13 protein-coding genes are annotated in these 14744 nt (G+C 56.3%); 2 read left to right on the top strand and 11 right to left on the bottom strand.

Translation table 11 applies throughout. From position 1 onward, the window contains the following. Window positions 1-42: 42 nt before the first annotated feature. A complete protein-coding gene (locus SV7mr_RS04695; RefSeq protein ID WP_145269683.1) occupies window positions 43-405 on the top strand; it encodes a DUF1844 domain-containing protein in 363 nt (120 codons plus the stop codon). A 219-nt stretch (window positions 406-624) separates the two neighbouring features. On the opposite strand, the gene SV7mr_RS04690 is transcribed toward SV7mr_RS04695, so the two are convergent. The 8 genes from SV7mr_RS04690 to SV7mr_RS04655 all read right to left on the bottom strand — a co-directional run bounded on the left by SV7mr_RS04690 (window position 625) and on the right by SV7mr_RS04655 (window position 7606). Then, window positions 625-1092 carry a DUF420 domain-containing protein gene (locus tag SV7mr_RS04690; protein ID WP_145269681.1) on the bottom strand — a complete coding sequence of 156 codons (468 nt, stop codon included), beginning with the start codon at window positions 1090-1092 and terminating at the stop codon, window positions 625-627. A 105-nt stretch (window positions 1093-1197) separates the two neighbouring features. Beyond that, window positions 1198-1869: an SCO family protein gene (locus SV7mr_RS04685; RefSeq protein WP_145269679.1), complete on the bottom strand. Its 672-nt coding sequence runs from the start codon at window positions 1867-1869 to the stop codon at window positions 1198-1200. A gap of 17 nt (window positions 1870-1886) precedes the next feature. Beyond that, on the bottom strand, window positions 1887-2936 hold the full coding sequence (locus tag SV7mr_RS04680; protein WP_145269677.1) for a protoheme IX farnesyltransferase: 1050 nt from the start codon (window positions 2934-2936) through the stop codon (window positions 1887-1889). A gap of 87 nt (window positions 2937-3023) precedes the next feature. Next, window positions 3024-4145 carry a COX15/CtaA family protein gene (locus SV7mr_RS04675; protein WP_145269674.1) on the bottom strand — a complete coding sequence of 374 codons (1122 nt, stop codon included), beginning with the start codon at window positions 4143-4145 and terminating at the stop codon, window positions 3024-3026. Between the two features lie 83 nt (window positions 4146-4228). Further along, the gene (locus SV7mr_RS04670; RefSeq protein WP_145269672.1) at window positions 4229-4408 is read right to left on the bottom strand and encodes a hypothetical protein; all 180 of its coding nucleotides are present in this window, start codon (window positions 4406-4408) and stop codon (window positions 4229-4231) included. After that, entirely contained in the window at window positions 4408-5649 is a 1242-nt protein-coding gene (locus SV7mr_RS04665; RefSeq protein ID WP_419188097.1) for a c-type cytochrome, read from the bottom strand. The genes SV7mr_RS04670 and SV7mr_RS04665 overlap by 1 nt, the downstream gene beginning before the upstream one ends. 82 nt (window positions 5650-5731) lie before the next feature. After that, window positions 5732-6526 carry a cupredoxin domain-containing protein gene (locus SV7mr_RS04660; protein WP_145269670.1) on the bottom strand — a complete coding sequence of 265 codons (795 nt, stop codon included), beginning with the start codon at window positions 6524-6526 and terminating at the stop codon, window positions 5732-5734. A 249-nt stretch (window positions 6527-6775) separates the two neighbouring features. Next, window positions 6776-7606 (bottom strand): cupredoxin domain-containing protein, encoded by an 831-nt coding sequence (locus tag SV7mr_RS04655; protein WP_145269668.1) that lies wholly within the window; start codon window positions 7604-7606, stop codon window positions 6776-6778. Window positions 7607-8590: 984 nt separating this feature from the next. Between SV7mr_RS04655 and purD the strand changes: the two genes are divergently transcribed. Next, entirely contained in the window at window positions 8591-9877 is a 1287-nt protein-coding gene (gene purD / locus SV7mr_RS04650) for a phosphoribosylamine--glycine ligase (protein ID WP_145269666.1), read from the top strand. 132 nt (window positions 9878-10009) lie between these two features. On the opposite strand, the gene SV7mr_RS04645 is transcribed toward purD, so the two are convergent. Genes SV7mr_RS04645 through SV7mr_RS04635 form a run of 3 tightly spaced genes read right to left on the bottom strand, consistent with a single transcriptional unit; the run spans window position 10010 to window position 14714 of the window. Continuing rightward, window positions 10010-11080 carry a hypothetical protein gene (locus SV7mr_RS04645; RefSeq protein WP_145269663.1) on the bottom strand — a complete coding sequence of 357 codons (1071 nt, stop codon included), beginning with the start codon at window positions 11078-11080 and terminating at the stop codon, window positions 10010-10012. Continuing rightward, the gene (locus SV7mr_RS04640) at window positions 11077-13305 is read right to left on the bottom strand and encodes a hypothetical protein (RefSeq protein ID WP_145269660.1); all 2229 of its coding nucleotides are present in this window, start codon (window positions 13303-13305) and stop codon (window positions 11077-11079) included. The genes SV7mr_RS04645 and SV7mr_RS04640 overlap by 4 nt, the downstream gene beginning before the upstream one ends. Next, window positions 13302-14714: a MotA/TolQ/ExbB proton channel family protein gene (locus tag SV7mr_RS04635; RefSeq protein WP_419188095.1), complete on the bottom strand. Its 1413-nt coding sequence runs from the start codon at window positions 14712-14714 to the stop codon at window positions 13302-13304. Before SV7mr_RS04635 ends, SV7mr_RS04640 begins: the two co-directional genes overlap by 4 nt. Window positions 14715-14744: the final 30 nt, after the last annotated feature.

Raw genomic sequence — 14744 nt, 5'->3', positions numbered from 1 at the left:
CACACACACGACGATCCCCTTTATTCCCCGCACTGAAGAATCATGAGCGAAGAAAACTCTGAACCCGATTTGGTTATCGATTCCGATTGGAAATCGCAGGTTGAACAAGAAAAACAAGTTGCACCAGAACCCGCCGCTGAAGAAGCGATGCAGCAGATGCCACCGCCTTCACTGGCGTTCCTGATCAGCACGTTCTACAGCCAAGCAATGATCGCCCTGGGCGTGATGCCCAACCCAGCGACCGAAGAGAAGTCGACCGACCTGCCAATGGCCAAACACTTCATCGACACCCTGGAAATGCTACGAGAAAAGACCAAGGGAAATACGGACGACGAAGAGAACAAAATGTTCGACGAAGTCCTGCACTTGCTGCGAATGGCATACGTCGGTGCAACCAAGGGCTAAACCAGCCCCAGATCCAACCAGCAAGCACGCACCAAAAATCGCTTACTCGAAAAGCTTCAAAGCAGTGGTGCGTGCACACACCAACCCAAACATACACCAACCCAAACATACACCAACCCAAACATACACCAACCCAAACATACACCAACCCAAACATACACCAACCCAAACATACACTGCGCCTCACATCACTCCCGCGCACCAACCCTCACTCATCGGTCAACTGGCCGGATACAACTGATACAACATCAGGTACACCAGCACGCCGGTGACACTCACGTACATCCAAATCGGATAGGCGTAACGGACCAAGCGTTTGTGATCTGCCACGCGATCTTTGACACCTAAATACACCGCTCGCAGTGCGAAGAACGGCACCGTGATCGCCAGCACCAAGTGTGTTCCCAGAATCGCAAAGTAAACCAGGCGAGCCGCTGCTGGGGCGATTTCCGGATCGGTGGGGAAACGCTTATTGAATTCACCGGTGACTTGATACAAAGCAACTTTGTGCAACAAGTACAACGCCAAGAACAACGCGCTGGTCGCTAACGCAGCAAACATCAAATTGCGATGTGCCACTCGCCGGCCTTGGCGAATCTTGACCAAGGCTAACACCAGCAAGACGGAGGCACAGCTATTGAGAAACGCTGTGCAATGAGGCAGATTATCCGAAAGCGTTTGCCACATGAATTCAGTGCCGCTGCAAAACAGAGAATAGAAAGCCTGCCCAGGTTCATTGTGAAAACTGAGCCAGAGGTGCAATTGAGACCAGAGGAGCGAATCAGCGGGCGACTACTTGGGCTCGATCATTGAACGCATCGCTTCACGCAACTTTTCCATGTGCACGGGTTCGGTTTGCACATACATGCCTTCAATGTTCCCCTCAGCGTCGACCAGGACCAGCTTTTCAGTATGAAAGCCTTTGGCGATGGGCTGGCGAAACATGTCGACGCCAATCTGGCGAATGTAGTCCAACTCGCCAGTCAAGAATAACCACTGCTCTTTGTCCGCCCCATAGCGTGCCGCGTATTCAGTCAACACCTCCGGGGTGTCCTTTTCTGGATCGCAGGTGATGGAGACAAATCGAATCGGCTGACCGGCAAACTCATCCTGCAACTTTTGAATCCGCTGATTCTGTTGCGGACAAATACTGGGACAGGTTGTAAAGAAAAAACTCAGCACGTACGGTTGACCTTTCAGGTCATCGGTGCTGATCGGTTTGCCACTGCGTTCGATCAATTCAAAGTGATTAAGCAGCGGCGGCGAATCGAGACGTACGACTTCGGGCACATCCATCTCTTCTTTCGATGCGGTTGGCTCTTCACCCGGAGCCACATCGGGCTGGTAGACGACTTCGCCAGGGCCAGGACCTGTGGCGGCCTTCGGCTTGCGAAACTCACGAAAGACCAGTCCCAACACGACACCGGCTACCAAGATACTGACAATATTTGCCGCTGTTTTCATCGCAAAGACTTCTCGGATTATAGAAACACACGCACCGTCACGACAGCCAAGACTGCTGGCAAGACCAGTAGTGATGATCGCAGCAGGCGCCGGGCGGTGACATCATCGCGTTGACGCAGAAACCGAATGGACGCTTTCAACATAGGCAACGTTGCCGCAGCAACAGCGACCGAGCCGATCGCGGCTGGCCAGACCCCTGGATTCATCCAACAGAGAGCAACACCACTGACGATCACAACGATCGATCCGATAATGCTTTGCCAGCCCGCGGAGATGCCCGTTGGTTCAACGGTGGTCGTCATCCGAAAGCCCGCTTCGTCGTACTGACGCCGATACAGCCAGGCGATGGCCATGAAGTGCGGGTATTGCCAAGCGCCCAAAACGGCAAACAACAACCAACCGGTGACGTCCAATAACGATCCACCCAAAGCGGTGTAACCAATCAGCATGGGCAGCGCCCCGGCGATGGCGCCGACGGTGGTGTTCCATGAGGTCCGTGTCTTCATGGGCGTGTAAGCAAACACATACAGGCCCCAAGTGGCCAAACCAACCAGTGCTGGGACCAAACCAAACCGCATCCCCAAAATCATCACCCCCATCGTACCGATGGACGCCGTGAATGCGGTGGCAAAGGCCAATGAAAGTCGAGCAGAGGGCAGGGGACGCACCGCGGTTCGCGGCATCCGAGCGTCAATCACTCGCTCCCAAATTTGATTGGCCCCACCGGCGCTGCCAGCAACCAAGCCGGTACCAAGTAGTAACAGAAACATCGTCGGCAAAGCGATGGTTCCACCAGCAGCGATCATTGCAGTGGCCACGGTGGTGACCAAAATCATGACCACGATCCGCGGCTTGGTCAGTTGGATCAGATCCTTTAGAACTGCGTTCACGTCAGTCGATGCCAGATGATGCATCCGAGACAAAGGTTGAATCTCCATCGCCATTTGGCCGTCCACCGAAGAGGAACTGACCTGTGTTCGATCCGCACGACCAGCCAGCGCATCTTCACCACGCGCTGCGACAGCGGTTCGGCTGTCAGATTCTGCAGTGAGCAAATCAGTTGCCATGACTTTGTGTGATCGACAAGAAAAAGGGATTGGAATTGCAACCGGCGCGAATGCCGTTGACTCGTTGCTGGAAAATCTAATGAGTTGCTAGGCTGTCTCGGGTGCGACGCCTGACGGAGAGCGTTGAACGGACTGGTCGCCCGCAGCCAGCCAATTCTGGCGGTAGCACTGCATCACGATCAATGCCGCATTCGCCAGAATCAATGATCCAACTGCCACATGAGCCGTCACCACCATGGACTCGAAAAAGCCCTTGGACTTGACCAAGTAACCTTCTCCCAACGGCAAGCTGCTCAGGATTTCGGGCCAGCCGTACTTGACGACCCAAGTGCTCACACCGAGCAAGACCTGCAGGGTTACAAACATTATCAAGCCCACACCCAATCTGGACAGCGTCAAATCGCCGCAGCGACGGGTCAGAGTCAATAAAACAGGTGCCGCCGCCAGCAATCCAGCGGCAACAGCCACGTGGGTCACCACAAGGTGGGTAAACATCTTCGTTGACGTCAACGGCTGCACGTGCCGCACTTGGGCTCCCAGAACCAGCTGCAAGTAGGCAAAGCAAAGGAAAGCGATGGCAAATCCAAGGGCCAGCTTCCCAACACCCTGCGGGGGATTTGACTGGCCGTCAAACCCTTTGCGATCCCACCAGCTTCGCCGGGTGACCGAAGCACACAGGCAACACAGCACAAAGACGATCGGCCCCACGCAGCCGTGAATCATGGCACTGCTGCGATCACTCAGCAGCACGCGAACACCGCCCAAGACGCCTTGGCCGATAACCATCGCCAAGACCAGTCCCGACAGTGCGATCACCCAACGACGTGGCTCGCCCTTGATCGCCACAGCGAACATCACAATCGCCACCATGCCGACCACGCTGGCTAACAGTCGGTGGCCGTGCTCGATAAATAAATCAAAGGGGCCGGAGACCCAAGTCGACAGTGGATACAGAAACAGGTTGTATCCGTAGGTGCCCGGCCAATCTGGCACTGCCATGCCAGCATCCATCGTCGTGACCATCCCACCAACCCAGATCAAGGGCCACACAAGGCACACCGCCAGCACACTAAAAACATGCAGCCATTTGGACCGCGCTAAGGCGCCGGACGCTGCCGAATCACTTGCAGGTGCTTGCCAAGCGGAACCCAATGCAGCGGCCCCGGTGGCTTCGTCAGTCGTGGTTGTTTCTACTTCGGTTTGTGTCATCGCTGATTTAACTTGGTGCCTGTTCAAATCTTGACGCTACCAAATCATTCGTTTCAAGGATCGCCACGCTGCCTGAACAGCGGCTATCGAGTTCGCTGCTTAAGATCAAATACTTGTTCGCCCAAAATGCCGCCGCATAATGTCCCACTAATACCGAACGCAGCACCGGCTACATAACCTTGGTAGCCCAGGACGCGAATCAAGACCAAGGCCAGAACAAGCCCGGACACGGCACCGATCCGGCGATACATTTCTCGGTTCATCACTTCGTCTCCAGCAGCGACTCAACGTAGTGAACCAAGTCCCAAACTTGGTCCGGAGTCAGCGCGGTCGCTGACGGTGTTTCACTCAGCATTACCGCAGGCATCGGAGTGCCCGCGATCCCTTGAGTGATTCGCCGATACAAGGTGACAGCGTCTGCGCCCCCATGGGCATAGCCTCCAGCCAACTCACGCGGCAGTGCAAGACGCGGACGCAATGCTCCCAGAGCTTCAAAGGGTTCCAGCGCCTGGCGGTCAGTGGGCGTGATCCCCAGTCGCGTTGAATACTCTTTTGACCAATCATCGTAGTCAACGATGTTCACGCCCCCCACACCGTCGACGCCGTGACATCCGGCACAGTTAGCAACTTGTCCATGAAACAGCTCCTTGCCGCGAGCAACACTGTCGGCATCAACCGACGAGCCGCTGGCGGGATCGGAACTTGCTCCAGGCACAGCGACTTCCGCTGACTGTCCCCATTGATCCACAATGCGCTTCAAATGCTCGGCCGCGTACAACGCAGCCTCACTGGCCCGGTCTCCGGTGGCGTTGTCGATCGAGACGAGCCCGAATCGGAAGGGGTCTTCCACCGGTTCGTCGCCGTACCCGATCTCTTCAACCGCGCCGTACAATAACCAGCGTTCCAACTCGCCGCGAACGGACAGGTAAATCACGTAGTCGACCAGCACGTCCAAGTCATCGTCAGACAACCGACTGAACGACGGCATGCTGGTCCCCGGGGCTCCGTGAACCATCAAGCGACGCAGGTCGTCCTTGGTCGGCCTCGCCGAACGCTGAGTTGATTTCCATTTGAAAATCCCGGCACGAAAATCACGCGGGTAGGGATTCTGAAGCGCTGATGCGGCCCCATTCCCGCCGCCATTGACTCCGTGGCAACGCACACAGTGTTCGGTGTAGAGCCCATAGTGCAGATTGTCTTGATCACTGTAAAACGAACCCGGAGCACGCAGCAAACGGTCCTGATCAACGAGCCCTTTCGCTGCTTGGCCGGACAGCAACTCCGCTGGCCAGTGCGGTTCCAGTGGCGTGCCGAACCACTGGTCGATCAGCTGAGTGACTTCCTGAGCGGCTGCTTCAGTCGGAAGATCCGTTCGATGGTGAACCACCAGCGCATGCACCGCGTTTGGCGGATACTGCTCAACAGGAGCATCGCATCCGGACATCAAGACAGCGGCCCATGCCATCAAGCCGCCAATCGGTCGCAGAAAATGGATTCGATTCATAGTGAAATCGTAACCGATAATCGAGTGCTGAACCAACCGCATCAATTGTCGCAGACGGTTAGTCGTCACGGACGAAGTCTGATCACTTGCCAACGCTCAAACGCTCCTCAAATGCCTTCGCGGGGACTTCCACCACGCCGATGTCGTTGAAACCGGGCTTCAAAGTGACCTGGAATCGGGCACCGCTCCAGGCGGTCAACTCGCCATTGAGAATCACAGCGGTCAGTGGAGCGGATTCGTGAAGCGCTCGAAACGTTACCTCTCCTGGCGGCAACCCCTTGATTTCAAGGACGCCATCGCGATCGCTTGCGGCGGCATAACGGTGCTCCAAAATGACCGCGTAACCCATCATCCAGGGGTGGATGTTGCAACGAATTGGGATCGGAGCCGGCTCAGCCCGAGCCAATTTCACCGCCAAGGGTGTCCCAGGCGGCGATTGGACCGAGGGTGCCGAGTTGGCCACTAACTGAAGATTCGCATTGTGAGTCACATCATCATGGCTGGCCACCTTCAAGGTGTCTCCGACAGCCAAGAACACGACGCGCGGCTGATAGCGGCAGTCCGTTTGCGAGATCACCACGGTCTTGGCCTCGCGGTCTACTTCAGGCAATGGTGTGCCACGTCGTCCTGTGTCAGCATACAGAATCACGTTGGCAATCCCATGATTTTCCTGGTCAACCAACAACCGCTCATCGGGAATCTTGCGCTGGCCACAAAAAGCTTTGTCGCGATCCGGCTCAATCCATGGCAACTTGGGCGGGTCGCCTTTCAATTTGAAACGCACACGAAGCGTCGCTGTTTGCGACTGCGCCAAACAAGTGACCGGCGTAAATCCCGACAGCAACACAATACAGACGAAGAGGGCTCTGAAGATCATCAACGGAACTCACCCATTCGGTCAGCGGAAACGGGGTTCTCTGAACCGGTTGGGTTGCGATTCAAAACCACGATGAACGTAACCGCTGGCCGGGGCGCCAGCCATCGATCCAGAACTGCATGAAATCATGCACTGCATCATACCAGTGCCAGCGCTCGGTCGGGCAACGGTGTTCGATCCCAACGAAAAACCCCAGCATGTCACCACGCTGGGGTTTCCGTTTTGATCAGTCGCTGCGTCTCAGCAAACCTACTTGAAGACGTCGGCGTCGACTTCGACAACGCCCAGGTCATTCACGCCAGGCTTGAGCTCAAGCTTCCAGCGAGCGCCACGCCAAGAGGTCTTCTTGCCGTTCAGATAAACGGTCGACATACGGCCGGCATCGTGAATCGCACGCATGGTGACTTTGCCCGCTGGCAAGCCTTTGATTTCGATGACGCCGTCAGCATCGCTGGCAGCCCCGTAAGGATTGTCAATGACAACGACTTGAGCCTTCATCCAAGGGTGAATGTTGCACGAAACGGGAATCGGTGCAGGCTCAGCAGACGCTGGCGTGGTTTCGTGAGATCCACCTGGTGGAATGTTGGGGTTCTCTGGAGTGTTGACCAGGAACTGCATGTTGGCGTTGTGAGAAACCTTGTCAGGGTTGGTGATCTTCAAAGTATCACCCACAGTGACAAACACAACGCGCGGTTGGAAACGGCAATTTTGATTCGCCAACACAACCGTCTTGGGCTCAGCATCTACCTTGGGCAACTTGGTGCCAAGACGCCCCGTGTCGGCATAAAGAATCACGTTGGCGATTCCTTTGTTGTCTGGATTGACCACCAAGGTCTCATCAGGAATGCCGAACTGACCACAAAAAGCTTGGTCAACGGTGGGAGTGATTTTGCTGCCCTTGGGGGCATCGCCCTTTATTTTGAATTGAACGCGCAAGGTTGCCGTCTCTTCACCCAACGCGGCGGGTGAATGGCTAACCGCTGCTGAAACAGCCAATGCAGCGGCAGACAACTGCAACAATCGTTTTGAAAACTTTTTCAAGCTCACACCATAGCTCCAAGTAGTAGAGGGGTTGTTCATCTTTGTGGGAGGTTGATGCCGTGATCATTGAGCGACCAACATCTGGTGGACATCCGTACACCAATTCCAAGGGCCGCAATGATTGCGTCAGTTCGCTAGCTTAGCTCGCCGGACGAAAACAGGAACAGCTATCAACAAAAAAGCGGTGACCAATCGGATGGAGAATCCACTGGTCACCGCAAAATAAAAACAAGTTGCTGGGAATCGCGTCACCGAGGGGTGGGTGGTGTATGAGGTGACAGAAAGACGGCTCCCGGCGGGTTTAACGACATTGTATCGTCAACGGGGCGATTGTCTACTGAATCATGCCAATAAAGACAACTTATCGACCCTTTCATCACCCAAACCGCGTTTCCCCCCATCCACAAGGGCGAAAAACCACCACCAAGAGCCAACCCGAAACTCCCCACAAGAACCAACCAACCAAGCCATGGCAGAGCCTCCATGGTGAAACGTGTTCCCAGCACGTGATTGCCAACAAGCACCTGCCAACGCCGATGCAGATTGCAGCACCTCTCCATCGCGTTTCCGTTGTGCAAAAGTCGTCGATCCGTCCGCTGAGACAGGAATTGGGAGGAGAAACTCAGCGTGTTCCTGGCGCTGCCGGCTGCACTGCCGAGGTGTCAGACCTCAGCGCAACGCTGTTGAGGGATTCAGCGCAACGCTGTTGAGGGATTCAGCGCAACGCTGTTGAGGGATCCCGCCTCGCTCGCTGCCAAGCACCCGACAGTGACGGTGTTCACCTGAAGACGGTGCTGATTCGAAACACGCCAATTTTGCCGCGCGACAGGCCACAACTCTGTGGCTGGTGACGCTTAACATCTGACATCTGGAATCATTTCTCGGTACATTCCAGCGATCCGTTGTAAGTCAGCCGAATGCCGCGAGAGAATCCTGGCGTTCATCAACTGGTTTTGACGAGCAACCGGCATGAAGGCGTTCGAACTTTCGATGTTTGTTACTCTGGAATTGGCTCACAGATTCATGAAAGTATTGGTTGTAGGTGGCGGCGGTCGTGAACATGCCCTGGCATGGAAACTGGGTCAAAGTCCGAAGGTTCGAGAAGTGTTTGTCGCTCCCGGCAATGCCGGTACCGCTTCAGAAGCGACCAACGTCGACATTTCGGCGACCGATGTGCCTGCCTTGGTGGAATTTGCCAAGACGAATGCGATCGACCTAACAGTTGTCGGTCCCGAAGCGCCTCTGGTTGCTGGTTTGGTCGACGCCTTAGAGGACGCCGGCCTGCGTGCCTTCGGCCCCTCTGCGGCGGCCGCGGAACTGGAAGGCAGTAAAGTCTTTTGCAAGAATCTGCTCCGCACTGCGGATGTCCCAACAGCGGACTACCAAACGTTTCGCAATGCTGGCGACGCATCGCGGTACATCAAAGACAAGTATCCAGAAATCGGCGATCCAGCCCCAGTCGTTGTGAAGGCCGATGGCCTGGCGGCAGGCAAAGGGGTGATTGTTTGCCAGACACGTGAAGATGCGCTGGAAGCAATCGATCGAATCGCGGCACAAAAAGAGTTTGGTGAAGCGGGCAATGAACTGATCATTGAAGAACGCTTAATGGGACAAGAAGCCAGCGTGTTGGCGATCACCGACGGTGAAACCATCATCTCCTTGCCAGCGGCCCAGGATCACAAACCTGCCTTCGATGGTGACACTGGCCCGAACACCGGTGGAATGGGCGCCTATTGCCCAACACCGATTGTTGACGAAGAGATGTTCGAAAAGATCGAACGTGATGTGCTGGTGCCAGTGGTGCACGCCATGAAACGAGCTCGCAAGCCGTTTAAGGGCGTGCTGTATGCGGGATTGATGCTGACCAATAAAGGCCCCAAAGTCCTGGAATTCAACGTTCGCTTTGGTGATCCCGAATGCCAGCCACTGTTAATGCGTTTGCAATCCGACCTGTTTGATATCCTGGTTGCGGCTGCCGACGGACGACTGGCTGAGATCGGCCAACTGGACTGGGACGAGCGTCCAAGCATTTGCGTTGTCATGGCGAGCGAAGGTTATCCGGGCAGCTATGAAAAGGGACGCGAGATCACCGGACTGGCCCAAGCTGCCGAAGTTCCCGATGTCAAAGTCTTTCATGCTGGCACCAAACTGGACGAAGGCCAAGTCGTCAATGATGGCGGCCGCGTGCTGGGTGTGACGGCAATCGGTAACTCCATCAGCAACGCCAAACTGCAAGCCTACACGGCCGTGCAAAAGATCCGCTGGCCCGGTGCATGGTGTCGCAAAGACATCAGCGACAAAGCGCTGTAAAACCAAGAACAGCCGTTCCATCGGCCACGGTTGCCATCGGCCGTTTTGGCGTTCGCCACTCGCCACTCGCCACTCGCCACTCGCCCACTCGCCCACTCGCCCACTCGCCCACTCGCCCACTCGCCTACTCGCCTACTGAGCGGCTGACTTTGTGCCGCCGCCGGCGTAGTTCACGTAGATGGGATTCCCATTCTCCAGTGGACGTGCTGCTGTGGCGTAGCCCTTGGCATAGATCTGTTCACGCACCTTGCGAAATGAATCAAAGCTATCTGGGTAGACGGCGATCGTCACGGTCGTGGTATCTTTGGGGGCTCCGGCCAACACGACGTCCAGCCAATCTGGATCCTTCAAGACCTTGGCAACCGGCTGGCCAAAGGGTTTCTGGACCGGTTCGATCGCTGCCAGCACGACTCGGGCACGCGTCAATTGAGCTAAATTGCCACCATTGGAAACCAATTGGTTTTGGCGATTCATGACATAGCGTGCCACGTAGCCACGGATCGGCCCGACGACTGCGTCGCTGGCACCCTTGCGGCTGTTTTGTGCGGTTCGTGTAAAGTCCACTCGGATGGCTTCTGACAATTCATCAAGAGGGACGACCGAAATCAGATCGTTCTTGATCCGCAGATAAATCTCTTTGCCAAACACGGTTTTCGCCATGGGAGTTGGCAGGTGTGAAATCGCGATCACCTCCGGCGTCGCCTTTTCCAACCGGCCTCGCTCACCTTCGATTTCAGCGAGTTCCTGCTTTAGTTTCTCTGCGGCTTCCTGGCGCTGTGCTGCCGCCTGAGCCTCTTGATCCATTTCAGCTTGCTTGTCGGTCCAGACCTGCTCTGCTTTTTGCAGCAGGGCAAGCATCACGGTGCGTCTGCGATTGGTGGTCTCAATTCGCACATCAAGTTGCTTGACAGTGGATTCCAACCGCTGCGAGTCTTTCGTCGCAGCAGAGGCTCGAGATCGCTCTCGAGCCAACTGCCTGACAACCGCTTGACGCTCGGCTTCGCTCGCGCTGTCATCGGAAATTGAATTCAATCCCAGCGGGTCAACGGGCTCGGCTTTGGAAGCCTCGTTGATTCGAGATTGTGACTGACTGCCGAGCACCACGACCAAGATGATCAGGATGCCCACCAAGTTGGCAACGATATCCAGAAACGCATCATGACCAACGGAAACAGAACTACGATTTCGTGTACCACTCATCATCGAATCTCCGTTGCTGCAGCATTGGGCTGCTGGTTGCCATCAAGATCATTCACAGAGCCGCCAACCGGCGTGCGAGCCTGCCGCTCGGGGTAAGGCACCACCTCGATTCCACTTTGAGACATTAACTGGGACAGCTGTTGATAACGCAACTCAGCCCCAGGCATCACCTTCACGCGCAACATAGGTGACCAGCGTGATCCGGGCGCTGCGGCTCCCCAACGCGAGATTCGATCGCGCAACGAAGTCGCCAGCTGCAAGGTCGCTTGATGGATGCCCAAGTCCCCAACGGAATACCGTTCCGCATTGGGATTGCGCGGACCAGCAGGGAGCACGAAACGATCGGGATAGACCTCCACGACAATCGAACGCACGATTTCAATCCCTCGTTGCCGAGCAAGGTTGCCGGGCAAGGCCCAGTTCTGACCTTCTGGACGCACCATCGGTGAACCAGAAGATGCCGATTGGGAACGGGGCGAGCTTGTCGCCTGCTGCTGAGCATTGGCGGCTGCTTGACTCGCTTGCTGCTGCCTGGCCGCTTGTCTCGCTTGCTGCTGCATCGAGTCGGTTGCACCACCACCAAAGGGCCCGGCAGAGTAGGGATTGGGCATGTTTGCTGAGGCATTGCCCGTGACACGACGCTGTGGACGTCCGCCTTGAAGAGCATCCCCGGTGGCATAGGGCTGATCACTCTTGGGGCCCGAGGGTTGACCAGAGGAATCGGCGAACGGCTCCGTGGCCGGCTGACTGTTTGGGTCACTGGCCCTATTCACACTGGCCCCATCCAGCCTGGCCCCATCAACCGGTTGACCTGCCAAGGCATCACTCCAGCTAGCACCGGGAGTCGGCTGCTGTGTCGATTGTGACTCGCGAGGCTGACCCCCGTTTTCCGACAGCCAGCTCACGCCTTCGGAAGAGGTTTGCGGTGGATCCAGTGGACGGTCAAAGGGGCTAAACCTCTGGCCGCCTGCAAACGACTCGGCGGTCTGTCCCATTTTATCTTCCAACCGGCGACGTGCCTGATCGGCAGAGAAGGGCTGGTTGGACGCGGTGACCGGATTCGACCATGGACTCAAACGCGTGCCGCCCATCGAAGGCTGACGGCTTTGGCGTTCCAATTGCGAGGCCGTGATTTTGGGCGGCGTGGTCGATCGTCGTGAAGGAGCACCGGCTTGTCCTGCTGGGAATCGATCCGAGTTCCCAGACAAGCGACCACTTCCAGCATTGCGATTTCGACTCGCAGCACTGCCGCCAGTCAAGCCGCCACGCCCAGAGGTCTTGCGAGCGAGAGACTGCTGCGAGACCTGTCGGGAGGCTTCTTTTACGGCATAGTCGATCCGCTGCTTCATCCGTGGGTCGGACGGTGGATAGGCCAATTCCATTTGATGTGGAACCAGTTCATAACCGAACTGATCGTCCCACTGCTTCATCGCACTGCGCGCCGCGTAGTAGCTTTCGACACCATTGGGCCGCACAATCAACATTGGGTACGGAGCGGTTTCATCGCCGTAGTTCTGCAGCGCATAGAATCGAGCGGCTCGCAGTGCAGCATCAAGTGGATTGGCAGCGGCATCACTGTTTTCCAGATACCAGGTACTGATCTGCACGCCTTCGGGCCAAATGGTCACGCCTTTGGAATGGCATTCCACATAAAGGGGTCGCCGCTGAGTTCCGTTCACTCCTTGGTGAGGCACGATGACGAATCGGGGCTGGGCCGTTTGCACTTCCTGACGCAACTGACGCACAACCACCTGCTGTTGGACGATTTTCTTCTTCAACTGGCTAAGCTCATCGGCTGTCGCGGCGGGCGCGGAGGCCTCGTCTGCGGCGGATTCCAACGCATTGCTGATGGCCTTCAATCGTTCACTGATCCGCCGCAAGTGATCTTCGACGTTCGCCAGTTGATTCCGTCGATGTTCTAGATCTGCTGTCTGTTGGTCACGGGCAGCGACCAATTGCTCCAGCCGAAACGCTTCTTCCTGCAACGAATCTTGCAGGCTTTCCAGCGTGGGCAATGAATTGGCGGACTCCTCAGCAACGGCCTGCTGCGCAACGGCCTGCTGCGCAGCGGCTTGCTGCGCCGACTCTTCGGCGAGATGCTGAGCGTCTTGATTCGCCTTCTGCGCCACCAACGCCAACAGTAAGATCAAAGTTCCCAGCGTACAAACCAGCACCGCTAGGAACGGAAATAGAGTTGGCGACAGCGACTGACGTCGACGTCGACTCATGCCGCATGCCTTGGGTTGTCAACAGATTGATGGGCGTTCTCAACGAGCGCCTGATTGAGCTGATCAACCGCACGCGCTAGCAAGACCATGGCATCGACCATGCCATGCCCCGCCGCAGCGCCAAGGTTTTCATCGATTCGACCGTTGAGAGAATTCAAGGCATCAATGTTGGTGACCAAGGTGTTCTGCAACTGCAGAACCGTCGCCGCTTGATCACGCACTTGAGCCGCCTGATCAGCCTGATCGACCAACAGAGCTTGCTGTCGAGTCATCGACTCAGCGCCGGTGACCATGGATTCTTGCCACGCGTTAAGCTGTTGCTGCCAGCGATAGAAGGACTCATCCAACTTTTGTCGGTTCTCACCAGCTGACTGATCCAACTGATCAGCGTGTGTCTGCAGAGCGGGCACCATGGTTTGCTCGATGGCATTCAGAAAGGCTTCGCTCTGCGCCGTATGACCTTGCTGCCAGTAGGTTTGTGCCTCATCGATGGTCTGGCGCCATAGAGTGGTTTGGTTGGCCAAGGAATCGGCAACCGCGACACGAATCCCTTCGTACAACTGAGCCAGCATGGCGAACTGGTTGTCGGCGGCTTCGTCTCCGGGCAGATGCTTGCCCGTCAAGTGCCCCACACGCTCGTCAATCGCGGCCAGCAAACGCTGTCCGCTGCGTTCGACGGGGAACTGCAAGAAGATCGCGACCACCGATAACACCAAACCCAATGCCGTGGTATCAAAGGCGACGTACAAACCGCTCTTTAAGTTATCGACAGCAGCATTGCCGCTGGAAAAGTCCAATCCGCCAAGCGTTTGCGTGATCCCAATCACCGTCCCCAAAAAACCCAACATTGGAATCGCCCAGACAATGATCCGCACCAAGGCGAACGAGTCGTGAGCAAGATCGGCATCGCGAGCGGATAACTCTCGCAAGTCATCGGCCAAGTGTTTGCTGGTCCCGCGACCGCCTTGTCTCAGTAAGACCTCTTTGAGCCGGACCACCAGCGCCGAACGCTTCATTGACGCCGAGAGCTGGTTCAGTGTTTCACTCCACTGCTGAGCGACAAATCCCGCTTCGTGTTCTTGGCGAAACTGATCCGAAGGACGCTGCGAGTGTTGCTCAGGGGCGAGCTCCTGGTCGGCGACAATGTGAAACAGACGCCATTGCCGACGGGTAAACAGAAACTGAGTGCCAAGAATCGCGACGGCGACGAAAAACAACGCTGTCGCTGCAACCGCCACCGGGTGGCCCAGAAAGTATCGCTCCAGCGCTGACCAACCGGTCGCAAACACCACGGCGTAAAATCCGCCGGTCAGAGCAAGGCCTGCCACGATCGCCAGGACGCCGCGACGCTGCTCGCTGCGGTCCGCCTTTCGTAGACTGTCGTAGTCGGCTGCTGACTGAGCTGACATCGTTTCAGCTTGGTCGGCTGAACGAGGAGT

Source organism: Stieleria bergensis, from assembly GCA_007745635.1.
Lineage (GTDB): Bacteria > Planctomycetota > Planctomycetia > Pirellulales > Pirellulaceae > Stieleria > Stieleria bergensis.
Note: the sequence above shows the minus strand (reverse complement) of the source record. Positions and strands in the feature narration are given on the sequence as shown.